At 59.0% G+C, this 23,228-nt stretch carries 19 protein-coding genes and 6 tRNA genes; 16 read left to right on the top strand and 9 right to left on the bottom strand.

The window, feature by feature from the left end:
* The first annotated feature begins 111 nt into the window (after positions 1-111).
* Together metB and DBR30_RS04015 are read left to right on the top strand one after the other, a co-directional pair.
* Positions 112-1,284, top strand: a complete 1,173-nt coding sequence (gene metB / locus DBR30_RS04020) for a cystathionine gamma-synthase (protein ID WP_108541078.1) — start codon at positions 112-114, stop codon at positions 1,282-1,284.
* Positions 1,284-3,740 (top strand): bifunctional aspartate kinase/homoserine dehydrogenase II, encoded by a 2,457-nt coding sequence (locus tag DBR30_RS04015; protein WP_108588194.1) that lies wholly within the window; start codon positions 1,284-1,286, stop codon positions 3,738-3,740. Before metB ends, DBR30_RS04015 begins: the two co-directional genes overlap by 1 nt.
* A 93-nt stretch (positions 3,741-3,833) precedes the next feature.
* On the opposite strand, the gene DBR30_RS04010 is transcribed toward DBR30_RS04015, so the two are convergent.
* Together DBR30_RS04010 and DBR30_RS04005 are read right to left on the bottom strand one after the other, a co-directional pair.
* Positions 3,834-5,099: an inorganic phosphate transporter gene (locus tag DBR30_RS04010; protein ID WP_042053268.1), complete on the bottom strand. Its 1,266-nt coding sequence runs from the start codon at positions 5,097-5,099 to the stop codon at positions 3,834-3,836.
* 25 nt (positions 5,100-5,124) lie between these two features.
* Positions 5,125-5,805: a TIGR00153 family protein gene (locus DBR30_RS04005; protein ID WP_005340244.1), complete on the bottom strand. Its 681-nt coding sequence runs from the start codon at positions 5,803-5,805 to the stop codon at positions 5,125-5,127.
* A 169-nt stretch (positions 5,806-5,974) separates the two neighbouring features.
* Here DBR30_RS04005 and DBR30_RS04000 point away from each other — a divergent pair, with 169 nt between their 5' ends.
* Positions 5,975-6,943: a CYTH domain-containing protein gene (locus DBR30_RS04000; RefSeq protein WP_108540476.1), complete on the top strand. Its 969-nt coding sequence runs from the start codon at positions 5,975-5,977 to the stop codon at positions 6,941-6,943.
* An 80-nt stretch (positions 6,944-7,023) separates the two neighbouring features.
* On the opposite strand, the gene dapA is transcribed toward DBR30_RS04000, so the two are convergent.
* A complete protein-coding gene (dapA, locus tag DBR30_RS03995) occupies positions 7,024-7,896 on the bottom strand; it encodes a 4-hydroxy-tetrahydrodipicolinate synthase (RefSeq protein WP_005357833.1) in 873 nt (290 codons plus the stop codon).
* Between the two features lie 280 nt (positions 7,897-8,176).
* On the opposite strand from dapA, the gene rsmC reads away from it, so the two are divergent.
* From rsmC to DBR30_RS03950, 9 genes are all read left to right on the top strand, one after another.
* Positions 8,177-9,205, top strand: a complete 1,029-nt coding sequence (gene rsmC, locus DBR30_RS03990; RefSeq protein ID WP_108540479.1) for a 16S rRNA (guanine(1207)-N(2))-methyltransferase RsmC — start codon at positions 8,177-8,179, stop codon at positions 9,203-9,205.
* Between the two features lie 151 nt (positions 9,206-9,356).
* A complete protein-coding gene (gene glgC, locus DBR30_RS03985) occupies positions 9,357-10,574 on the top strand; it encodes a glucose-1-phosphate adenylyltransferase (protein WP_005357829.1) in 1,218 nt (405 codons plus the stop codon).
* Complete coding sequence (gene glgA, locus DBR30_RS03980; protein ID WP_108540481.1) at positions 10,564-12,024, top strand: glycogen synthase GlgA; 1,461 nt, start codon at positions 10,564-10,566, stop codon at positions 12,022-12,024. Before glgC ends, glgA begins: the two co-directional genes overlap by 11 nt.
* Positions 12,025-12,152: 128 nt before the next feature.
* Positions 12,153-12,238, top strand: a tRNA-Leu gene (locus DBR30_RS03975).
* Between the two features lie 53 nt (positions 12,239-12,291).
* A tRNA-Leu gene (locus tag DBR30_RS03970) sits at positions 12,292-12,377 on the top strand.
* A gap of 44 nt (positions 12,378-12,421) precedes the next feature.
* Positions 12,422-12,507: transfer RNA gene (locus DBR30_RS03965), tRNA-Leu, on the top strand.
* Between the two features lie 46 nt (positions 12,508-12,553).
* Positions 12,554-12,639: transfer RNA gene (locus DBR30_RS03960), tRNA-Leu, on the top strand.
* A 71-nt stretch (positions 12,640-12,710) separates the two neighbouring features.
* Positions 12,711-12,796, top strand: a tRNA-Leu gene (locus tag DBR30_RS03955).
* A 109-nt stretch (positions 12,797-12,905) separates the two neighbouring features.
* The gene (locus DBR30_RS03950; protein WP_005343036.1) at positions 12,906-13,178 is read left to right on the top strand and encodes a late competence development ComFB family protein; all 273 of its coding nucleotides are present in this window, start codon (positions 12,906-12,908) and stop codon (positions 13,176-13,178) included.
* Here the strand turns inward: DBR30_RS03950 and DBR30_RS03945 are convergent.
* Positions 13,173-13,382, bottom strand: a complete 210-nt coding sequence (locus DBR30_RS03945) for a hypothetical protein (RefSeq protein WP_108540486.1) — start codon at positions 13,380-13,382, stop codon at positions 13,173-13,175. The genes DBR30_RS03950 and DBR30_RS03945 overlap by 6 nt on opposite strands.
* Positions 13,383-13,683: 301 nt before the next feature.
* Between DBR30_RS03945 and nhaC the strand changes: the two genes are divergently transcribed.
* A complete protein-coding gene (gene nhaC, locus DBR30_RS03940; RefSeq protein WP_005357819.1) occupies positions 13,684-15,093 on the top strand; it encodes a Na+/H+ antiporter NhaC in 1,410 nt (469 codons plus the stop codon).
* A 138-nt stretch (positions 15,094-15,231) separates the two neighbouring features.
* Here nhaC and erpA read toward each other — a convergent pair whose 3' ends face one another.
* The 3 genes from erpA to clcA form a co-directional block, all read right to left on the bottom strand.
* A complete protein-coding gene (gene erpA / locus DBR30_RS03935; protein ID WP_005340225.1) occupies positions 15,232-15,582 on the bottom strand; it encodes an iron-sulfur cluster insertion protein ErpA in 351 nt (116 codons plus the stop codon).
* Positions 15,583-15,669: 87 nt separating this feature from the next.
* Complete coding sequence (locus tag DBR30_RS03930) at positions 15,670-16,365, bottom strand: DUF6776 family protein (RefSeq protein WP_005343032.1); 696 nt, start codon at positions 16,363-16,365, stop codon at positions 15,670-15,672.
* A gap of 91 nt (positions 16,366-16,456) precedes the next feature.
* Positions 16,457-17,845 (bottom strand): H(+)/Cl(-) exchange transporter ClcA, encoded by a 1,389-nt coding sequence (clcA, locus tag DBR30_RS03925; protein WP_108540488.1) that lies wholly within the window; start codon positions 17,843-17,845, stop codon positions 16,457-16,459.
* Between the two features lie 244 nt (positions 17,846-18,089).
* On the opposite strand from clcA, the gene hemL reads away from it, so the two are divergent.
* Complete coding sequence (hemL, locus tag DBR30_RS03920; protein ID WP_108540491.1) at positions 18,090-19,376, top strand: glutamate-1-semialdehyde 2,1-aminomutase; 1,287 nt, start codon at positions 18,090-18,092, stop codon at positions 19,374-19,376.
* A 217-nt stretch (positions 19,377-19,593) separates the two neighbouring features.
* On the top strand, positions 19,594-20,409 hold the full coding sequence (locus DBR30_RS03915) for a hypothetical protein (RefSeq protein WP_108540494.1): 816 nt from the start codon (positions 19,594-19,596) through the stop codon (positions 20,407-20,409).
* On the opposite strand, the gene DBR30_RS03910 is transcribed toward DBR30_RS03915, so the two are convergent.
* Together DBR30_RS03910 and DBR30_RS03905 are read right to left on the bottom strand one after the other, a co-directional pair.
* The gene (locus DBR30_RS03910) at positions 20,324-21,226 is read right to left on the bottom strand and encodes a sulfite exporter TauE/SafE family protein (protein ID WP_108540497.1); all 903 of its coding nucleotides are present in this window, start codon (positions 21,224-21,226) and stop codon (positions 20,324-20,326) included. The genes DBR30_RS03915 and DBR30_RS03910 overlap by 86 nt on opposite strands.
* Positions 21,227-21,522: 296 nt before the next feature.
* The gene (locus DBR30_RS03905; RefSeq protein ID WP_108540499.1) at positions 21,523-22,272 is read right to left on the bottom strand and encodes a DsbA family protein; all 750 of its coding nucleotides are present in this window, start codon (positions 22,270-22,272) and stop codon (positions 21,523-21,525) included.
* Between the two features lie 197 nt (positions 22,273-22,469).
* Between DBR30_RS03905 and DBR30_RS03900 the strand changes: the two genes are divergently transcribed.
* Positions 22,470-22,557, top strand: a tRNA-Ser gene (locus DBR30_RS03900).
* Positions 22,558-23,228: the final 671 nt, after the last annotated feature.

Genomic DNA, 23,228 nt, shown 5'->3' with positions numbered 1-23,228 from the left:
TGTTGACGGCTTTTTTAAGCTGGCGTAGTGTGGTTGTCCATGAGCCCGCAATGGCGGGATGGCGCGTGGCAGCAAGATGCCGGCGTGTAAAGAGACATCAAGGAGAGTGATATGACCCACAAGGCCACCCTGGCGGTTCGCACCGGGATTGAGACAGACACACAGCACGGTGCCGTGGTGCCGCCTATCTACCTCTCCAGCAACTACACCTTTGCCGACTTTGGCGAACCCCGTCAATACGATTATGCCCGCTCCGGCAATCCGACCCGCACCAATCTGGCGGACGCGCTGGCGGTGCTGGAAGGGGGAGCTGGCGCCGTGGTCACCGGCACCGGCATGGGGGCCGTCCATCTGGTCACCACTGCCCTGCTCAAAGCGGGGGATCTGCTGATCGCCCCTCACGACTGCTACGGCGGCACCTGGCGCCTGTTCGAGTATCTGGCGGCCAAGGGCCACTACCGGGTGCAGTTTGTCGATCAGGGTGACGAGGCCGCTCTGGCCGCCGCGCTGGCGCAAAAGCCTGCGCTGGTATGGGTCGAAACCCCCTCCAACCCGCTGCTGCGGGTGGTGGATATCAGCGCCATTGCCAGTGCAGCTCATGAGGTGGGTGCACAGGTAGTGGTGGACAACACCTTCCTCTCCCCCCTGCTGCAACAGCCGCTGGCACTTGGTGCCGATGTGGTGGTGCACTCCACCACCAAGTACATCAACGGTCACTCAGACGTGGTGGGCGGAGTGGCGATTGCCAAGGAGGCCGCACTGGCCGAGTCGCTGGTGTGGTGGGCCAACTGTCTGGGGCTCACCTCCGGGGCGTTCGACTCCTACCTCACCCTGCGCGGCCTGCGCACTCTGGCCCCCAGATTACGCACCCATCAGGAGAACACCGATCGCATCCTCGCCTTCCTGCAGCAGCAGCCGCTGGTGAAACGCATCTATCACCCCAGCCTGCCGAGCCATCCGGGCCATGATATTGCGCGCCGTCAACAGTCCGGCTTCGGCGCCATGCTAAGTTTTGAACTCGATTGCAGCGAGGCAGGCATTCGCGCCTTCCTCGCGGCCCTCACCCTCTTCTCGGTGGCCGAGTCCCTCGGCGGGGTGGAGAGCCTGGTGGCCCATCCGGCCAGCATGACCCACAGGGCCATGACCCCGGTCGCGCAGCAGGCAGCAGGCATCAGTGCCCAACTGCTGCGGTTGTCGGTCGGTATTGAACACGGTGAAGACCTGGTGGCCGATCTGGCTCAGGCTTTTGAACAGGCGCAGCAGGCAGAACAGGTAGCGAAGTAATGGAACAGCAGCAACAAGGAGAGATCGCGGTGGCAGCAGAAGCAGGATTGAAGCGACGTCACGTCCACAAATTTGGTGGCAGCAGTCTGGCGGATCCGGTCTGTTATCGCCGGGTCGCCAGTATCGTTGAACAACAGGTGGGCGGCGATGAACTGATCGTGGTCTCCGCGGCCGGCAAGACTACCAACCGGCTGATCCAGCTGGTGGAGCTGGCCGAAGCGGGGGATGAAGCCGCCGGTGAAGCCATCTCGGCCCTGCAGGCCTATCAGCAGAGCCTGATCGACGGTCTGCTGGAGGGGGAACTGCAGCTTGATCTGAGCAAGCAGCTGGCCGACGACATGCAGCTGATCGCCAAAACGCTGGAGGGGCAGTTTGACCGCTTCGCCCGCAACGGCCTGCTCGCCTTTGGCGAGGTGTGGTCGGCGCGCCTGCTGGCTGCCCTGCTTACCAGCCGAGGCGACAAGGCTATCTGGCTCGATGCCCGCAGTTTCCTGCGCGCCGAGGATGGCGCTCTGGTCAAGGTAGATACTGCGCTCTCCAGCGAACTGCTCAAGGCGCGACTGGCGGAGCATGGCGGTCGCATAGTGGTAACCGGCTTTATCGCTGCCGACATGGAGGGGCGCTCCCTGCTGCTCGGTCGCAACGGTTCCGACTACAGCGCCAGCCTGTTGGCGCTGCTGGCGGACGGCGAATCCACCACCATCTGGAGCGACGTGGCCGGGGTCTACAGCGCCGACCCGCGTCGGGTGAAAGAAGCACGCCTGCTGGAGCGCCTGAGCCTCGCGGAAGCCAACGAGCTGGCCCGCCTTGGTTCTTCGGTATTGCATTCGCGCACCTTGCAACCGGTGGCCGACAGCCGCCAGCGCCTCACTTTGCGCTGCAGCTACAACCCGGATGAGGGCTGCACCCATATCCTGCGCCGCGCCCCCCGCTCCGGTGGCGCCCGCATCGTCTCCTCGGTGGATCAGATCGCCCTCATCGAGCTGAAGGTGCTGCCACAGACCAACTATGAGCAGACGGTGGCCACCATCGAGGCCCATCTGGCCCGTCACCGCCTCAACCCGCTCACCCTGCAGCGCCAGCCGGATCGCCGGATCCTGCGCCTCGCCTACACCCTCGAGGTGGCACAGGGCGCCTTCGAGCTGCTGCGCGACTTCCAGCTGCAAGGGAGCTTCACCGGCCTAATCCAGAAAGAGGGGTTCAGTCTGGTGGCGCTGGTCGGCGCCGGTGTCACCGACAACGCGGAGCAGTGTCATCGCTTCTATCAGCTGCTGGCAGATCAACCGCTGGAGTTCGTCCAGGTGGCCCGAGATGGCCTGAGTCTGGTGGCCGTGCTGCGTCAGGTAGTGCTGGAGCCGCTGCTCATCGCCCTGCACAGCGCCCTCTTCAGCCGCCCGACCCGGGTCGGACTGGTGGTGTTCGGCAAGGGCAATATCGGCGGCCACTGGCTCAGCCTCTACGCCCGTGAAAAGGCACGGCTCGAACATGAGCTCAATCTGGCGCTCACCCTCTACGGGGTGTTCAGCTCGGAAGGGGGCCTGCTCGATGAAGAGGGGCTCAACCCCCTCAAGGTACAGGACAACTTCAATCCCAAGCCGCTGATCTGGCCGGAGTTGCTCTCCCAGCTTGAGCAGCACGGCTTCGACGCGCTGATTGCGCTGGACATGACCGCCAGCGAAACGGTGAGCCGCTACTATCCGGATTTTGCCCAACTCGGCATTCACATCATCGCCGCCAACAAGTTTGCCGGCGCCGCCGACAGCGAGTTCTACCAGCGCATCAAGCAGACATGCCGTGACCATCAGGTGCAGTGGCGCTACAACGCCACCGTGGGCGCTGGCCTGCCAATCCAGTCCAGCATCCAGATGCTGCGTCAGAGCGGCGACCGCATTCAGGGGGTCTCCGGCATCTTCTCCGGCACCCTCTCCTGGCTGTTCCAGCAGTATGACGGCACCCGCCCCTTCTCCGAGCTGGTGGACGAAGCATGGCAGCACGGCCTGACCGAGCCGGATCCCCGCGAGGATCTCTCCGGTCAGGATGTGCGGCGCAAGCTGCTTATTCTGGCGCGGGAGGCAGGCTTCGAGCTCGACTCCGCCGATATCGAGCTGGAGAATCTGGTGCCCGTTACGCTGCGCAAGGTGACCACCGATCAGTTTATGGACAGACTGAAAGAGCTGGATGGCCCGATCCAGACCGCCTTCGAAGGGGCCAAGCGCCTCGGCAAGGTACTGCGCTACGTTGCCCGCTTCGAGCATGACGGTAAGGCGCGGGTCGGGCTGGAGGCGCTGGAGCCGCACCACCCGTTTGCCAACCTCTTGCCGTGCGACAACATTTTCGCCATCGAGAGCGACAGCTACCGCACCAACCCTCTGGTGATTCAGGGGCCGGGAGCAGGTCGGGAAGTGACGGCCGCAGCCATCCAGTACGACCTCTGGCAGATCTGCGCCAGCCTCTAAGGCAGATTGCAAAGGGAGCAACACCTCAGCTCCCGCGCACAATAAAAAAAGCCCGAGTCGATGACTCGGGCTTTTTGCTGAATGCCGCTTCGATTAGGAGAAGCAGGCCTGCAGCACATAGAAGATCGCGATAGCCAAAATGGCACCAGCAGGCAGGGTGATGATCCAGGAGACCACGATGTTGCGCAGTACCCCCAGATTCAGCGCCGCAATACCGCGCGCCAGACCAACCCCCATCACAGCACCGACCAGGGTCTGGGTGGTGGAGATGGGCAGACCGGTGCCGGAGGCGATCACCACGGTAGCGGCAGTGGCCAGCTGGGCGGCGAAACCACGGCTCGGGGTCAGGTGAGTGATGCCGGTACCGACCGTCGCCATCACCTTCTCGCCCATGGTCGCCAGACCGATCACGATACCGATACCGCCAAGGGGCAGGATCCACCAGGCAATGGCTGCCTGACTGGAAATCTCGCCACCGGAAGCCACGATAGAGGCCACCGCAGAGAGCGGGCCAATGGCGTTGGCCACATCGTTGGAGCCGTGGGCAAAGGCCATGGCACAGGCGGTGATCACCATCAGGATGCCGAACACCTTCTCCACGTTGGCGAAGTGCATCTTGCTGTCATCCTGCGGGTTGTACTTCTGACCGCGAATGTAGATCCAGCCGGCAAACGCCACTGCGATGGAGATGGCGATGGAGAGCAGAATGCCCTCGCCATCGCTCAGGTGCAGACCGACGTGGGTCAGCCCCTTCTTGATGGTCACCAGACAGATCACCAGCGCAGTCAGGAACATGTAGAACGGCACATAGCGCTTGGCGTTGTTCAGGGGATCATCAGTGTTGAAGATAAGCTTCTGCACGCTGATGAACATGAAGTAGGCGATGACACCTGAGATGGCCGGGGTGATGACCCAAGAGCCGACGATGCCGCCAAACTTGCTCCACTGCACCGCTTCCGGGCCAATGCTCACCACCGCAAAACCGACGATGGCGCCGATGATTGAGTGAGTGGTGGATACGGGCCAGCCGAAGTAGGAGGCGAGGATCAACCAGGCGCCTGCCGCCAGCAGGGAGGCGATCATGCCGAGCACCAGCAGATCCGGTGTATCGGCAAAGGCGTTGCTGTCGATGATGCCGTTACGGATGGTGGCCGTCACTTCGCCACCGGCCAGATAGGCACCGGCAAATTCGAAGATCATGGCAATGATGATCGCCTGACGGATGGTCAGGGATTTGGTGCCGACCGATGTTCCCATGGCGTTGGCCACGTCATTCGCGCCAATGCCCCAAGCCATCAAAAAGCCGAACAAGGCCGCCACGAGCACCAGAGTGGTGCCGTAATTCGCGATAATGTCCATTAATAGTGTTTACCCAGTCAGTCGATTACGAACGAGCCAGCATCAGTTCCAGACGGGCGCCTACGCGCTCGGCCTGATCTGCCAGGTCACCTACCCATTCGAGGATCTTGTAAAGGAACATCACATCGATCGGATTGTAATTGTGCTCAACCGCTTGCAGCTGTTGGCGCAGTCCGATCTGCATGGTATCTGTATCGTCCTCGATCAGATCCAGCTGGTGGATCATCTCGGCAACCATTTCCACTTCCCGTCCTTTGAAGCCGGTCTCGAGCAGCTCGTCGAGCTCCCCGATCGCTTTCTCGGCCTGAGCGGTCGCATCAATACAACGTTTGAGGTAAGCCATGAAATCCGTCCGCATTTCGGCGGGGAACTCCATGCGACGGCCAAGCATGCGGCCGGAGATATCCTTGGCACGGTTGGCAATCTTGTCTTGCTGGGTCAACAGCTCCAGCAGGTCGGTACGTGCAACCGGCAGGAACAGGCCGCGAGGCAGTTTCAGACGGATTTCACGCTTGAGGGTATCTGCCTCTTTTTCCAGCTGGGCGATCTGCTGCCGGATCTTCTCGGCATCTTCCCAACGGTCTTCGGCAACGGCGTCAAAGAAGGGAACCAACTGCTGGGAGCACTGGTGAACCTTGACGATATGCTTCTGCAGCGGCTTGATGGGGGACTTGGCAAAAAGCCCCAAAATAGTATTTACTGGCATGGCCAAACCTGTGTCGGTGAAAAAACACTCGATACGATTTTATGAGGCGCGCATGGTAACCGAACTGCGCCCTCAATTAAACCGCGAATTAATCTAGTCGTCTCGCGGGCATTATATCCCCGCGACCCGAATCCTGCCCCCCAAAGTTGTCTGCCAGCCCGGAATGACTATGCAAACTGAGATCGAGATAAAGTTTTTTGTCGCCCGCGACATTCAAGCCGAGTTATCCAACCTGCTGAATTCTCTTGAGATTAAAGAATCATCACAACAGCAGCTCGGCAACGTCTATTTCGATACGCCGACCCTGGCTCTGCGCCAGCTGGAGATGGGACTGCGGATCCGCCGCTGCGACGCCTTCGCCGAACAGACCATCAAATGCCGTGGCCAGGTGGTGGGCGGCCTGCATGCCAGACCCGAGTACAACGCTCCCGTCAGCGGCGATCTGCCGACCCTCGCGGCCTTTCCCGATGAGATTTGGCCGACTCTGACCGAGCGCGACCACATTCAGCAGCAGCTGGTCGCTCAGTTTCGTACCGACTTCCTGCGCCGCCATTGGCTGATCGCCTTCGAGGGAGCCGAGATTGAGCTGGCCTGGGATCAGGGAGAGATCGTCGGCAGTCAAGGCAGCACCACCATCAACGAGCTGGAACTGGAGCTCAAATCAGGCGCTACCGCGGCGCTGTTTGCACTGGCCCAACGCCTTGCCAGGATCGGCGGGCTGCGCCTTGGCGCCCAATCCAAGGCCCAGCGCGGCTATCGACTGGCCGGGCTCGGCAAACCGCTGGCTCTGCAGGCGCTGGTCGAACATGAAGGTATGGATGGCATAACGGGGATAAGCGAGGGGCTGCGCCACTGGCAGCATCACGAACAGCTCTGGCTGGAGCATCTGCAGGATGAAGGCATTCAACAGCAGGCACTCGCGGCCCTGTGCCAAGGGATCGAGCTGGTCGCCCGCAGTGCAGCCACACAGCTACAACCCGTCCCCTGGACGCCAGCATTGACCAACCTGCACGCCCATCTGCAAGCCCAATCGGGCGAGCAAAACGAGTGGCCTGCCGAGCTGGCCGAGCTCTTCCTCTATCCGGCGTATGTCGAGTTGCAACTGGCCATCGCCGCCTGGCTGCATCACGCAACCTGAGTAGGGCGATGTCGTAAATACAAAGGCCAGAAACAAAAGCCGAAAACAAAACGGGTGAGCCTTGGCTCACCCGTTTTGCATTACAGCAGGTTGAGCTGCTGCATGGCGCTGCGAATGCGCTCGCGGGTCGCTTCTGACAGCGGCATCACCGGCAGGCGGCACTCCTCGCTGCAGAAACCGAGCAGGGAAGCGGCATATTTGGCACCAGCCGGGCTCGGCTCGGCAAACATCGCCTGATGGAGCGGAATCAGCTGGTCTTGCAGCTCACGCGCTTCTTGCCACTTGCCAGCCAGCGTGAGGTTCTGCACCTCGGCCACCAGCTTGGGGGCCACGTTGGCGGTCACAGAGATACAGCCTTGGCCGCCGCCGATGTTGTAGGCCACAGCCGTGGCATCTTCACCGGAGAGCCAGGCGAAGGGCTTTTTGATCAGCTGGCGCTCGGTCCAGGGGCGCGCCAGATCGCCGGTGGCATCTTTCACCCCGGCAATGCGCGGCAGCTCGGCCAGACGGGCCAGGGTCGCCGGCTGCACGTCGACGATGGCACGCGGCGGGATGTTGTAGACGATGATCGGCTTGGCGGTAGCATCGTGTACCGCCTTGAAGTGGTGGTAGAGCCCCTCCTGATTGGGGCGGTTGTAGTAACCGGCCACATGCAGAGTGGCATCAGCCCCCACCCGCTCGGCATGGAGGGTGTACTCGATGGCTTCGACCGGATTGTTGGAGCCCGCTCCGGCAATCACCGGAATGCGACCAGCGACCTGCTTGACCACCAGCTCCACCACCCGGCAGTGCTCGTCATGGGTCAGGGTCGGGCTTTCGCCCGTGGTGCCTACCGGCACAATGCCGTGAGTACCCTGCTCGATATGCCACTCCACCAGACGCAGCAGCGCCTCTTCATCCAGCTTTCCCTGTCGAAACGGGGTGATCAACGCAACGATTGAACCTTGAAACATGGGATCTCCTTCTCCTAAATGACGCGCATATGGCAATAAAAAACCCCGGTACGATGTGCGCAACCGGGGTTTGAAGCTTCTCAGGGATGAGAGGTTACGCGCGAACGTCGGCAGGCCCGAATTTCAGGCTTTTTTTGTGCTTTCGTTTCAACCCGTTGAACCGCATTTCGTCATCTCTGGTCAAAAAATGGTGTCTGGGCATATTTCGGGAACACGGCATAAATGTCAAGGCGAAAGGGGCTATGTATAATGGCCGCCCAAAATTGCGTGGAGAGACCCGATGAGCAGCCCTATCAGTGCCGTCAGCCAGATGCTGGAACGAAACCAAGCCCTCTTTGTCGGCAAGCGGCTACTTGTCTGCGGCGCGCTGGAGGATGACTACCCCCGCCAGCTGGCGAGCCTGGCCCGGACCCTGACCGTCTTTACCACCGATTACTGCTACTACCGCAGCCAGCAGGCCGCCCTCGGCGAGGCTATCCTGTTCGACCACCAGCTAGGTGGCGCCCCCCGCTTCGATGCCCTGTTGCTGCTGATGCCCAAGGCCAAGGCCGAGGCACAATATCTGCTGGCCATGATGACCCCCTTGCTGGAAGCGGGTGCCGACCTGTTCCTCGCCGGAGAAAACCGCGGCGGCATCAATGGCGCCGACAAGCTGCTGGCCCCCTATGGCGAAAAGCCGATCAAGCGCGATTCGGCGCGCCGCTGCTCCCTCTATCACGGTGAGCTGAGCAAGCCGGTTGAACCTTTCAATCTGGATAGCTGGTTTGGCCGCTATCAGTGCAAGGCCGGTGATACCGAGCTGACCGTGCTGGCACTGCCCGGCGTCTTCAGCGCCGCCGAGCTGGATCTCGGCACCCAGATGCTGCTGGCTGCAGTGCCACCGATGAAGGGCGAGCTGCTCGATTTTGGCTGCGGCGCCGGGGTAATTGGGTCTGTACTGGCCAAGCGCAATCCGGATCTGCGGGTCAACATGGTGGATATCAGCGCGCTGGCGCTCGAATCGAGCCGCCGCACCCTGGCGATCAACGGTCTGCAGGGCAAGGTCACCGCTTCCGATGTCTATTCGGATGTCTCCACCCGTTTCCAGCACATCGTCTCCAACCCGCCATTCCATGCGGGTCTCAAAACCTTCTATGCGGCAACCGAGCAGTTCCTGGCCAAGGCGCCGGAATTTTTACTGCCAAATGGTTCGCTGACCATTGTTGCCAACGCCTTCTTGCGCTACCAGCCTATACTGGAGACACACTTCAAACGGACTGAAGTGATCAGCAGTGATGCCAAATTCAAGGTCTATCTGAGCAAAATGTAAATAAGTGTAAACAGCACAATAAAACAGCTAGAGAGCGCCATCCGGCATCTGATAAGGTATTAAGCACACGATAAAAACCACCCCTTTAGGGGTGTTTTTATACCGAGCATTGAAAACCTTTTCATGTTGTTAATTCAGGGAGAGAAATACGATGGCAGGCATATTGACCATGATCCTGGCTGGTGGCGAAGGTACTCGCCTGCAGCCTCTGACCACTACCCGCAGCAAGCCTTCCGTCCCCTTTGGTGGCAGCTACCGGCTGATCGACTTTGTCCTCAACAACTTCGTCAACGCCGACTTTCTGCGCATCTATGTACTGACCCAATTCAAATCACAGTCCCTCTACCTGCACATGAAGAAGGGCTGGAATATCGTCGGCATCACCGACCGCTTTATCGACCCTATCCCGGCACAGATGCGAATGGGCAAACGCTGGTATGACGGCACCGCCGACGCCATCTACCAGAACCTCGGCTTTATCGAGCGGGCCGAACCGGATCATGTCTGCATCTTCGGCTCCGACCACATCTACAAGATGGATGTGAGCCAGATGGTCACCTTCCACAAGCAGAAAAATGCCGCCATGACGGTCGCGGCCCTGCGCATGCCCATCGAAGAGGCGAGCGCCTTCGGGGTGATCGAGGTCGATACCGAAGGGCGGATGATCGGATTTCAGGAGAAACCGAAACAGCCGAAACACATTCCCGGTGATCCCACCCAGGCGCTGGTCTCCATGGGCAACTACATCTTCGAGACCGAAGCGCTCTGCCGCGAGTTAAAACGGGATGCCGCGGAGGAGAACTCCAGCCACGACTTTGGCAAGGATGTGATCCCGAGCCTCTACCCGCGCGCCCCCGTCTATGTCTATGACTACAGCACCAACGTCATCCCCGGCGAGAAACCGCACGTCTACTGGCGGGATGTGGGCACCCTCGACTCTTATTGGCAAGCGCACATGGACCTGGTGGCCGACAATCCCCCCTTCTCCCTCTATAACCGCAAGTGGCCCCTGCACACCCACTATCCGGCGCTGCCGCCTGCTACCTTCATCGACAGCGACGAGTGCAAGGTGAAGATCGCCAACTCCCTGATCTCCGCCGGTTGCTTCATTCAGGGCAGCCAGATCCAGCGATCCATCCTCGGTTTCCGCTGCAATATCGGCGCGTGCAGCCATATCAGTGAATCCGTGCTGCTGGGGGATGTGAAGATTGGTGAAGGGTGCTCCATCCGGCGCGCCATCATTGATAAAAACGTTGAAATTGCGCCAGGCACCGTTATCGGTGAAAATCTGGACCACGATAGAGAGCGATTTACCGTATCCGAAGGCGGTATCGTGGTGGTACCTAAGGGAGCAAGAGTTGGCTATTAACCCACTGAAAATCCTGTTTGTTGCCTCGGAAGTTGAGGGGCTGGTCAAGACCGGGGGCCTGGCCGATGTCGCCAGAGCCCTGCCGATGTACCTGGCCCAGAAGGGACATGATGTCAGGATCATGCTGCCCTTCTACAAGACGATAAAGCGACGGGATGAGGCCAGACTGGTGGCGTCACGCTGGCTGCCAACCCACCCCGGGCTGCCGGATATCGGTTATCGCATCTACCAGATGGAGCTGGATGGCGTCTGCGTCTATCTGCTCGACTGCCCGCAATATTTCGATCGTCCCCAGCTCTACGCCGAGAACAATCAGGCCTATCCGGATAATGGCGAGCGCTTTGCCTTCTTCTCGGCCGCGGCCCTCCATGCCTGCGAGCAGCTTGGCTTTGCCCCGGATATCGCCCACTGCAATGACTGGCACACCGGCCTGCTGCCACTGCTGCTGAAAACTCGCCACGCTCACAACCCCTTCTTCCAGCAGACCCGCAGCGTGATCAGCATTCACAATGCGGCGTTTCAGGGGGTGTTTGGCCGCGAGCAGTTCTGGGCCATGCCCGAGATCGCCGACTACGAACGCCGCATCAACTACGACTACGGCCACGTCAATCTGCTCAAATGCGGGGTGCTCTACGCCGACAAGATCAATGCGGTCAGCCCCAACTATGCCCAGGAGCTGTTGACTCACCTCGGCGCCCACGGCATGGCGCATATCTTCCAGCAGCGGGCGGCCGATCTCTGCGGCATCCTCAACGGCTGCGACTACAAGGACTGGGATCCTGAGTTCGACGAATTCCTGCCTGCGACCTACAGCATCGACAACATGGCAGGCAAACAGATCTGCAAGCAGAGCCTGCAACAGGAGGCGGGGCTGGCCGTGGCGGACTTGCCCATCTACGGCATGGTTTGCCGCCTGACCGAGCAGAAGGGCGTTCCCCTGCTGCTCCCTGCGCTGGAGAAATTCCTCCACCATCAGGTACAAGTGGTGATCGTCGGCTCTGGCGATCCTGCGCTCGCCACGCAACTGCAAACCATGGCCCGGGATTATCCGGGCAAGCTCGCCTTCATCAACACCTATGACGATCGGCTGGCCCATCTGGTCGAAGCCGGTGCCGACTTCTTCCTGATGCCCTCTCTGTTCGAGCCTTGCGGCCTCAACCAGATGTACAGTCTCGCCTATGGTACCCTGCCACTGGTGCGCGCCGTGGGTGGTCTGAAAGATACCGTGGTGGATTGGGATGCGGATCCCGAGCATGCCACCGGCTTCTGCTTTAACGATCCGACTGCCGCCATCCTGCTCGATACCATGCGCCGCAGCCTGCTCTATTTCCTGCAGGACAAGGAGCGTTTTGCCAAGGTGCAGCGCAATGCCATGAGCACCCGCTTCAACTGGCCTGACTCGGTCACCCAGTATGAACGGATGTATCAGAGCGCATTGGGCCGTTACTGAATGCCAAACGTCAGCTAATTGCTGAAGTTTTGTACCCTTGGCTTCACTTTGAGCGTCAACAGCGAAAAAAGTCCCCTTTGGCTGTTGACGCTCCCCCAAAACTCTATAGAATCCCCCTCCGCAGTGATGCGAAGGTGGCGGAATTGGTAGACGCGCTAGCTTCAGGTGTTAGTGTCCCACGGATGTGAGGGTTCGAGTCCCTCTCTTCGCACCAATACTGCCATGCTGATTCAGCAGCATGTAAATCCAACTAGAAAACCCGAATGTGCGAAGGTGGCGGAATTGGTAGACGCGCTAGCTTCAGGTGTTAGTGCCCCCCGGGTGTGAGGGTTCGAGTCCCTCTCTTCGCACCATGCTTCTCCAGACAGCATGTAAATCAAAACTGGTAACACAATGTGCGAAGGTGGCGGAATTGGTAGACGCGCTAGCTTCAGGTGTTAGTGTCCCACGGATGTGAGGGTTCGAGTCCCTCTCTTCGCACCATGCTTTATCCAGACAGCATGTAAATCCAGACTGGAAACCCGAATGTGCGAAGGTGGCGGAATCGGTAGACGCGCTAGCTTCAGGTGTTAGTGCCCCCCGGGTGTGAGGGTTCGAGTCCCTCTCTTCGCACCATGATTCTGACATGTAAACACAGAGCAATGCGCTCCAACCGCATTTAAAAACCAGCTGGAGAAAATCAGTGTGCGAAGGTGGCGGAATTGGTAGACGCGCTAGCTTCAGGTGTTAGTGTCCCACGGATGTGAGGGTTCGAGTCCCTCTCTTCGCACCATTCATTACGCAAAAGGCCCATCACGAAAGTGATGGGCCTTTTGTTTTTAATCCTTGTTATGGCTATGCTTTTTACGACTCCCCGCTCATCGTCATGCCAAGGAACGCATATGATACTGGATACCGACATTCACAACTTTTACGAACATCTGGTGCTCAAGGAGATTGAGAAACAGGGGCTGCAGCAAAAGCTCAACAGCGATCAGATGGCCGACCTCTGCTGCCTTACCCTCAACCAGCTTCCGGCCCACTATATTCGCCACAATGTCGACATGATCTACTTCCTGACCGACGCCAAGCGCACCGAAATGGAGAAGCTGGTGGTCGAATCGCTCAAGGTGGCACAGCAGAAGATCAAGCAGGCTCCCGTCAAAAGCTCATAACCAGGGCTGCAGCCAGAGCAGGGTAACGATACCGGTCAACCCGGCCACTGGCAGCAAGATCAAGGCGGGCCGCAATCCGGGCTCCAGCATCACCCAGGCAGCCAGCAGAAAACCGACACTCCAGGTGCCGTACTCTTTATCCTGACCCCATGCGAGTACGGCCACCGCCACCAGCAACATCATACCCCGCAATATCCAGCGCATTGTTTTCTCCCCAATCAACAATTGATAATAATTATCATCTTCATCTACTGGGGATGCAAGTGGCATTACAGGTAAGCTTCGTATGTGACCCTTTGTGTCAACAGGCCGCTCAAAAACGGGTTATGAGATCAACTAATTTGTGATTTTTTCAATCAAATGTGCATTTTTGCCAATTTGATGGGGCTTTAACCCGCCGGGTTTGTGGTAGATTGCGGCCTCTTTTTGGGTTGCCTCCTCGGGATCGATGTATCCACAGGACGAGAGGGAGTGACCTTGGCGAGCAAGAGTTTAGGAAGTATCTATGCAAAACCAACAAAACCACATCCGACTACCGGGCATGGCACAGGTGTTTGCCTGTCTGGCCATTTTCCTGGCCCTGGCATTCTCGTTCACCAGCGTGCTCGATCTGCCGATCCAGCTGGCGTTGTTCATCGCTTGGTTCGTCATCATGGGGCTTGGCATCAAACTCGGCCACGATTACAAATCCCTGGAACAGGCAGCCGTTGACGGCGTTGCCAAGGGAATGGGGGCCATCCTGATCCTGGTCTCCGTCGGTGCTCTGGTCGGCACCTGGATTGCTGGTGGCATAGTCCCCAGCATCATCTACTTCGGCCTCAAGGTGATCCACCCGTCCATCTTCCTGCTGGCAACCCTGATCATCTGCTCCCTGACCTCGCTGGCCACCGGCACCTCCTGGGGCTCTGCCGCCACCGCCGGTATCGCCATGATGGGGATCGGCCACAGTCTCGGCGTGCCTGCGCCGCTGGTAGCCGGTGCCGTGCTCTCCGGCGTCTATTTCGGTGACAAGCTCTCTCCGCTCTCCGACTCAGTAGTGCTGGCTTCGACCATGTCCAACGTCGACGTGGTGGAACATATCAAGGGGATGCTGCCTATCAGCCTGCTCTCCTATGTCATCACCGCCGTGCTGTTCACCGTGGTGGGCATGCAGTATTCGGGTAATGTCAGCCTGGAGCAGGTCAATCTGGTGATGGAGGCTCTCGACAACCAGTTCAATATCACCCCGCTGGCCATAGTCCCCGTGGTGCTGGTGCTGGGTCTGCTGGCCAACCGCAAACCCGCCTTCCCGGTGATCAGCTTCGGCGCCCTGCTGGGCCTGATCTGGGCAATCGCCTTCCAGGGCATGGATCCGGTCAAGGCGATGCACTCGGCTTATAGTCCGTTTGCCATCACCTCCGGCATCGACTTTATCGACAACATTCTCGGTCGCGGCGGCATGGAGTCCATGCTGGGCTCGGTCGCGGTCATCATCTTCGGTCTCGGGTTTGGCGGCCTGCTGGAGAAGGTCGGTATTCTGGAAGTGATCGCCAGCGCCTTCGAGAAGCGCATCAATAGCGTCGGCAGCCTGACCAGCCACACCATCGGTACCGCGTTTCTGGCCAACGTATTTGGCTCAGCCATGTATGTGTCGCTGATCCTGACCCCCAAGATCATGGCCAAAAACTACGACCGACTGGGACTGGCGCGCAAGAACCTCTCTCGCAACGCCGAGTTTGGCGGCACCCTCACCTGCGGCATGGTGCCCTGGAGCGACAACGGCATCTTCATGGCCGGGGTTCTGGGGGTGGCAACCCTCGACTACCTGCCCTACATGTGGCTGAGCTTCACCTGCATCATTGTGACCATCACCCTCGCCTACATGGGCAAGGCAGTGAACCGGATCCCGCTGGTCGCGGCGGCAAGCTCCCGCTAAGCCATTCTGCAAACAACAAAGGCGCCACCAAGGCGCCTTTGTTGTTTCAGAGAAATGCTGTTTGATGGAGCGCACTGAGCACCACAAACAAAAACAGCCCTCGTTGCCGAGAGCCGTTTCATCAGACCGATACGCCGATCAGATGGAGAAGCTGGAGCCACAGCCACAGGTCGTGGTGGCATTGGGGTTGGTCACGGTGAAGCGTGAACCTTCCAGACCCTCGGTGTAATCCACACTGCCGCCTACCAGATACTGCAGGCTCATGGGATCGATCACCATAGTGACGCCATTCTTCTCGACTACGGTGTCCCCGTCGTTGATCTTCTCATCAAAGGTAAAGCCATACTGGAAACCGGAGCAGCCCCCACCCGTGATGTATACCCGCAGCTTCAGCTCGGGATTCTCTTCCTCGGTGATCAGGTTCTTCACCTTGTTGGCCGCCGCATCCGTCATCTGGATGGGCAACGGGGCTTCTGCTACTGCACTCATTACTGACCTCACAACCATTAGATCCACAAACATGGAAACCGCGAAATTATCCAATACCCGACCATTCAGTTCAAGTATTCACCACGTTTAACCGGCAGCGGGAACCGGAGCAGGCGGTGCGGCGACCAGCGGCTTGATCACCTCGCCCCACTCAACCAGCAGCTCTTGTGCCGGTTGCCTGCCATCCTTGTTGATGGTGACACGGATCCGATCCGGCACAAAGCCTTCCGGCAACTGCCAATTCCCTTCCAGCAGCTGGAAATAACGCAGGGCATAACGCCACTCGCTCACCTTCATTCCGAGATCGCGACCGGTCAGCGTCTTCGGCTTGTCAGCCAGGCTCCCCTCGACCCGGATCTGCACCTGACCACGGAACAGCTCCCGCTTTTTGGCGGGCTGGGTCAGGGCGAGACGATAGTGGTAGCGACCGGGAATGCTGGTCTCCTGCAAGGTCAGGTTATCGATCACCACCCCCACCTGTTCGCCGGTGGGGCGCATGATCCGCTCGAAAAAGGCCAGCTGGCGCTTGAGCTCCTGCACCTGCGCCTCCTGACTCTTGAGGGTGGTCTGCAACTGCTCGAAGGCCGCTTTCTGGGTCGCCAGCTGGGTATCTTTCACCCCCAATTCGGTCTTGAGCTGGCCGATGGCCTTGCCCTGACGATCCAGCGTCTCCTGCTGTACCACCAACAGACTGCTCTGGGCCAGCTCCTGACGGTTACCGACAAAGTAACCAATGAGCCCGCCAACGGCTAACACGACCAATAACTTCAATAGATTGGACATAGCCCCTCATCCCGTTATCACGCCATTTACGGCAGCGCCTCTCCCTTCACTATACCGCCCGGACCGGGGTCACTGGCGATAAAGGGAAAAATTAACTGGCCGTGGCGCTGCCATCACCCCGCTTTTGACGCGCGGCGAGCCGTAAAGTTCGCTCCAGGATCTGGGAATAGATGGGCCGACCACCCAGCCACTGGGCAACCAGAGTCGCACCGACTGTGGTGATCATCATCGGCAGGATCAGCTGATAGTTGTCGGTCATCTCGGTGACCAGCACGATACCGGTGATGGGGGCACGCACTGTGGCAGCAAAGAGAGCCCCCATTCCGGCGATGGCAAAGGCGCCGGGCTCGATGCCAAGCTCCGGAAACGCCGCATGAAACAGATGGCCGAACACCACGCCAAACAGGGTGCCCAACGCCAGGGTTGGCGCAAACACCCCGCCCGGGGCACCCGAGCAGAAGCAGATGAGGGTCGCAACCAGCCGCACCGAGAAGATAAGGAACAGGGTCGCCATCGCATACTCATCCCCCATCAGATGGGGAATAAGCTCGGTGCCGCCCCCCGTCACCGCGGGAGCAAACAGCGACAGCACACCAAACGTTCCGGCGACCAGCATGCCGATGGCTACAAAACGGTGGCGCTTGTTCTGATGCAACGCCAGATAACCATCCTGACAGGCCAGCACCAGCTTGTTGAAGACAAAACCGAGCACTCCGAAGGTGGCTCCCATAAAAAGGAACAGCCAGAGAGCCTTGAGGGCTGGCGCATCGTAGTGGGGCAAGGTGATCACCGCCCCCTGCCCTTTCATGTTCTGCAACATCAGGGTCGCTGTGATGGCGGAGATCCCCACCGCCTTGATGGCCAGAAAGGAGTAGCGAAACTGCGGCCGCATCTCCTCCATCACGAACAGGATGCCCGCCAGCGGCGCATTGAAGGCTGCCGCCAGACCGCCCGCCGCACCAGCGGCCAGCAGGGCGTGGCCATGCTCCTTGGGCAACCGGAAGATATCCGCCACCATCTTGCCGAGGTTGCCACCGATCTGTACCGAAGGCCCCTCCCGCCCCAGCACCATGCCGGAACTCAGGGTGCTGATACCACCGAAGAACTTGACCGGCAACACCCGCCACCACCGCACCGGGCGCATATCGTCCATCGCCCCCTCGATTTCGGGAATGCCGGAGCCCCCCGCTTCCGGGGCAAAAGTATGAGTGAGGAAGTAACCGACAAGTCCCAGCAAGGCGCTGAAGCCAAAGCCAAGCAAACCGAGCTGCCACCAGGGACGGCCAGCCAGCAAGGCGATGCGTTGTTCTGCCAGCCAGTGGACACCCGATTCGAACAGGCCGCACACTAGTCCGGCCAGGATGCCGACCAGCGCAGCCAGCAGCAGCACCAGCAAGGGCATCTTGTCTTGCCGGATAATGCGGGAAAGCGGCCCCTGCGAAGAGGTATCGGGTTCAGAGGAGAGAGCTTGTTGCGCCATCTTGTTACACCAACTTGGAAAAACCATATCGTCAGCTAGCTGAGATCAGGATCACCCGGCGCGTTGCTCGGCTGCCCAGGGCTGGGGCTTTCTGCTATAGTCGGCCCGTTAAATTTTTGTCACGGGAGCAGACCGAGAGTCCGGGTGGCGAGAGCGCAAAGCATACTCCTGATGCTCCGGCCTGCCGAGTCTCAATCGGCTGCAATCCCTTGTGTGACGCCCAAAATCCCATTAAGGATGATCCATGTCAAAATCAGATCAGCTGTTTGAACAGGCCCGCCAGACCATTCCGGGTGGCGTCAACTCACCGGTCCGCGCCTTCAATGGGGTCGGCGGCACGCCCCGCTTCATCGATCACGCCGATGGTGCCTATCTCTATGATGTGGATGGTCAGGCCTACGTGGATTACATCGGCTCCTGGGGCCCCATGCTGCTGGGTCACAACCACCCGGCCATCAAGGCCGCCGTCATCAAAGCCGTTGAGAAGGGGCTGAGCTACGGTGCGCCGACCGAGATCGAAGTGCTGATGGCCGAGAAAGTCCGCCAGATCGTCCCCTCCATGGAGCTGGTGCGGATGGTCAACTCCGGCACCGAAGCCACCATGAGCGCCATCCGTCTGGCCCGTGGCTACACCGGCCGCGACAAGATCGTCAAATTCGAGGGCTGCTACCACGGCCACGCCGACTCCCTGCTGGTCAAAGCCGGTTCCGGCGCCCTGACCCTGGGTCAACCGAACAGCCCGGGCGTTCCAGCCGATTTCGCCAAACACACCTTGACCTGTGTGTTCAACGATCTGGATTCGGTGCGTGAAGCCTTCACCCAGTACGGCAGCGAAATCGCCTGTATCATCGTCGAGCCGGTCGCAGGCAACATGAACTGCATCCCGCCGGTCCCCGGCTTCCTGGAAGGGCTGCGCGCCATCTGTGACGAGTTCGGCGCCCTGCTGATCCTGGACGAGGTGATGACCGGCTTCCGCGTCTCCCTGCGCGGTGCTCAGGGTCACTACAACATCGACCCGGATCTCACCACTCTTGGCAAGATCATCGGTGCCGGCATGCCTGTTGGCGCCTTCGGCGGCAAGAAGAAGGTGATGCAGCACATCGCCCCGACCGGCCCTGTCTATCAGGCGGGAACTCTCTCCGGTAACCCGGTAGCCATGGCTGCCGGTCTGACCATGCTGGATCTGCTGCTGGAGCCGGGCCTCTATGAGCAGCTGAGCGCCAAGACGGCTCGTGTTGCCGAGGGACTGAAGGCGGCCGCAGCCAAACACGGTATCCCGCTCGCCATCAACTATGTGGGCGGCATGTTCGGCTTCTTCTTCACCGACGAGCCCGAAATCACCCGCTACGAGCAGGTTACTCGCTGCGATATGGAACGCTTCAAGCGCTTCTACCATCTCATGCTGGAAGAGGGTGTCTATCTGGCGCCGAGCGCCTACGAGGCGGGCTTCCTGTCACTGGCTCACGGCGACAAGGAGATCGAACATACCCTGGCTGCCGCCGAGCGCAGCTTCGCCAAGCTGGCTGGCTAAATCGCCGCTGGTTGTCACAAAGGGCCCGTCATGGGCCCTTTTCTATTACAGAGACTCCATCACCACACAGGGCGGCAATACGCCCATTTCTGGTGCATTACCCCCTCGTCATCCACCGATTTGTCATCCTCTGGTGCAACTTGCCCTGCCATCCCTGTCATAAAGCAGGCCCACTATTTGCACATTCACCACAAGAGCACACGTCACCGAGGTCCATATGGCAGAGATGAGCCCCATCGATGTTCTACGGCGCTATCAGGAGTATCAGGAGGAGTTGACCCCGCTACTGCAGGGGCTGCTCAGCGCCCCCCTTGCCTCGCTCAAGGGGTATCCCTTTGTGGTCAGCATTGACCACTATCAGGGGCCGATGTGCATCCAGCCTGCGGCACCGGCGGCCCATAACCGGCTGCACCTTATCGTGCAGGGGCAAGGACGGGAGATCACCGTCTGTCTGAATCAGCTGATTGGCTGGTTGATGGGAGACAGGGAGCGCCGCCGCGCCATGCCCTGGTTCAAGACGGTCTATGTGGTGCTCAGCATGGCGCTGTTTTTGATCGTCGCCACCCTGATCTGGCACGGGCTGGAGCAGCTTTACCAGCTATTGTGCGGCGAGCAGCAGAACCAGCTCGGCGCCTTTAGCGCCATCATCTTCCTGACGCTGGCACTGGCGGTGTTCGATCTGGGCAAGACCATTCTGGAAGAGGAGGTACTGCTGCATAAGGATATCTTCCGCCACAGCGCCATTCGCCGCACCATCACCCGCTTTATCGCCGCCATTCTGATCGCGGTCTCCATCGAGGGGCTGTTGCTGCTGTTCAAAGGCTCGCTCGGCCAGAGCGAGCTGCTCTGGCCTGCGGTCGGAGTGATGGGGTGTGCGGTGGGTTTGCTGCTGGCGCTTGGCCTCTATGTTTTTCTGGGGGCCAAGGCCGAAGCGGCACTGGTACAGGCTAGCCTGCGCTCTCCACCGTCAGCGGCACAGGGGAGCGACGCGCCGCCCGCCAGGAAGCGTACATGGTCCAGGAGGTATAGATGACGATAAAGGCAACCAGCCACTTCAGCATCTCCATATCCATGGATTTGACCAGCATGGCTGCCAGCACAACACCAATGGGGCCGAAGATGGCCACCGCCAGCACGGCTTTGGCATCAAACGCCCCTTTGCGGATAAAGGTGCCTGCGGAGAAGACGCTGAGCACGGCAGTAGAGCCCATCATGATGGGAAACGCCGCCAGCGGATTCATCCCCAGCAGATAAACCAGCGTCATGCAGGGGGCAAACAAGCCGATACCGACATTCATCAGCACCCCGAAGATGAAATTGCCGAGTAGGGCGATCGCAAGCTTGTAGCCGCTGAGCCCCATCGCATCGCCGCCTACAGGGAAAAGACCCAGCAGACCGGCAAAGATAAGCCCTGCGACGACCAGTAAGGAGATAGCCATCACCAACCGGATGGTCTGCCGATCAAACGAGGCCACATGGCGAGCGCCCCAAGCTGCGCCCGCTGCGGCGGCCATCATCATGCTGATCAGCGTCAACGGCTCCACCGCTACTGCGCCGACGAAGATCAGCGACTGAGTCACGGTCGGCAGCACGCACTGCCCATTGAGGGTACCCGGCAGCACCCGGTCATCGATCAGCTTGAACTGCTTGTAGCAGGCGGTCTTTACCGCAAAGCTGCCCACCCCCAGGGTATCGAGGAAGTTGGCAACCCCACCGATCAACGCCACCGGCCAGAAGGGGGTCGCCTCAAAGGATCCACTCTGCTTCTTCCGCCAGCAGGCTTGCACCAGCATAAAGATGAATACGAGGCCTCCGGCTATAAAAACCAGCCGTAAAATATCAACTAACATAGGGGTTTCTCCTGCAACGGGCGGCGATTCTAAGGCAAGCAGCAGAAAAAATCTTGACCGGAATTAAGCAATGCTCACGACACACCTCTGCGAGGCGAAATATTTATCAATAGACTCCGAACGACTCTGCTAATACTTGTTACTGAGGCCAACAGGCCGAGTCCTGAGCACGTTGTTATGGTCCTTTCGCGACGACCACTTGTGCCAAAGGACATAATAAAAAAGAGGGCCGGTAGTGATACCGACCCTCTTTCTGTATCTGGCCGGGGCGCTGGGCACTCGACCATGACAACTGCTTATTGAATGCTCTTGCCGGCACGCACGTCCTTGATAAACCCCTTCAGGCTGGCCAGATCACGGGGGGCACCGCGCAGGATCTGATCACCGATGATGAAGGCCGGGGTACCGGAGATACCGAGCGCTTCAGCCAACGCACGGTTGGTACCGAGGTTCTGGTCAATGCTGCCATCCTTGATCTTGGCTTCCACCTTGCTCCAGTCCACACCGGCCGCCACAGCCAACTGCTTGACCTGTGCTTCATCAGCGAGTGGGCCCTGATGGGTATAGAGCTTCTCATGGAACGCCTGGTACTTGTCAGGCTGACCCAGCTGGATCGCCAGCGCAGCACGGGCTGCGAAGTAGGAGGACTCGCTCAGAATGGGGAACTGCTTGTAGATGTAACGGATGTCTTTGTCTTCCGCCATCAGCTGCTTGACCAGCGGATGGGCCCGCTTGCAGTAACCACAGTTGTAATCGAAAAACTCCACAATGGTCAGAGATGCCTTCGGATTCCCCATCTCGGGATCCTGATTGGCATAAAGCTGCTTGGAGTGAGCCTTAATCAGCGCCTTGTCACTCTCGGCCTGCTGGCTCTCCTGCTTGGCACGCAGGGCATTGGACATCTCGACCAGGATCTCGGGATTCTTGACCAGATAGTCGCGAACGATTTGCTCGACATCGCTTTTGGTCAGCTCGCTTGCATGTACCGGCGTCGCCAGCAGGGTCACGCCAGCCAGCGCGCAAAACAGGGCATTTTTAATAGTCATAACGTTATCTTGCAGAGGATATGATAGAGGCCACTATAGTGGTTGAGTCTGTTTTCAAGTCAAGTTATCTGGCCAAAAAAGCGCTTGATGCGCCCTGATTGCCACTTTTTCATGTCGTTTCGTGCAATTAACCAGCAATCGAACCGGACGGGGATTTACAAGCCGGATCAGCATGGTAATATTCGCCGCACTGCTGCGGAGGGGTGGCAGAGCGGCTGAATGCACCGGTCTTGAAAACCGGCGATGGGCGACTATCCGTGGGTTCAAATCCCACCTCCTCCGCCATTCATACCGAGCCCATGCAACCATGTTGCGTGGGCTTTTTATTTGCCTCCGATTTGTCATTCCTCATAGATCTCAACACATTAGCCTTCTTCAGCGCCCCCATTAATTTTCCCACCTGCAGGCTCAATAGCCACCACAAGATCCCCTACCAACATCGAACCTCTGCGTTCCTGCGGGTATCCCTTCCCAATTCCTTATTACCCCAAACAACAACGACCAACGCAGCGACCACAGCTTCAACATGTTGGCACCGCCAATAACCCCTCTTCGGAATAAAGTCAGGGCCGGTTAACACAGTCATAGAAAAGCAGGGACGATGGGGTTGCGGCTTAAAAAGAGGGAGCAGCTAACTCAGGAAGCAGAGATCCCAAGCAAGAGATCATGACGTATAGGCGATCATGGGATGCACGGGATATGACGACGCCAGAGCCACCGAAAAAGCGACAGCGGTTCAGCGAAGAAAGAGTACCAAGCGGAACATCAGGCTATTTGTGGAACCAGAAAACAGCGACGAGTAACAATAAGAACAGAGGAGAAGAGATAAGATGGGTCAATTATCAGGCGACTTACTGAATTGTAGCCAATAAAAAACCCCGCTCGATGAGCGGGGTTTCTTGTATTGGGTGCCTGGCAGTGTCCTACTCTCGCATGGCGAATGCCACACTACCATC

It is taken from the genome of Aeromonas sp. HMWF017 (genome assembly GCF_003061465.1).
Lineage (GTDB): Bacteria > Pseudomonadota > Gammaproteobacteria > Enterobacterales > Aeromonadaceae > Aeromonas > Aeromonas veronii.
The sequence above is the reverse complement of the archived record's forward strand: the minus strand, read 5'-3'. Positions and strand labels throughout refer to the sequence as shown.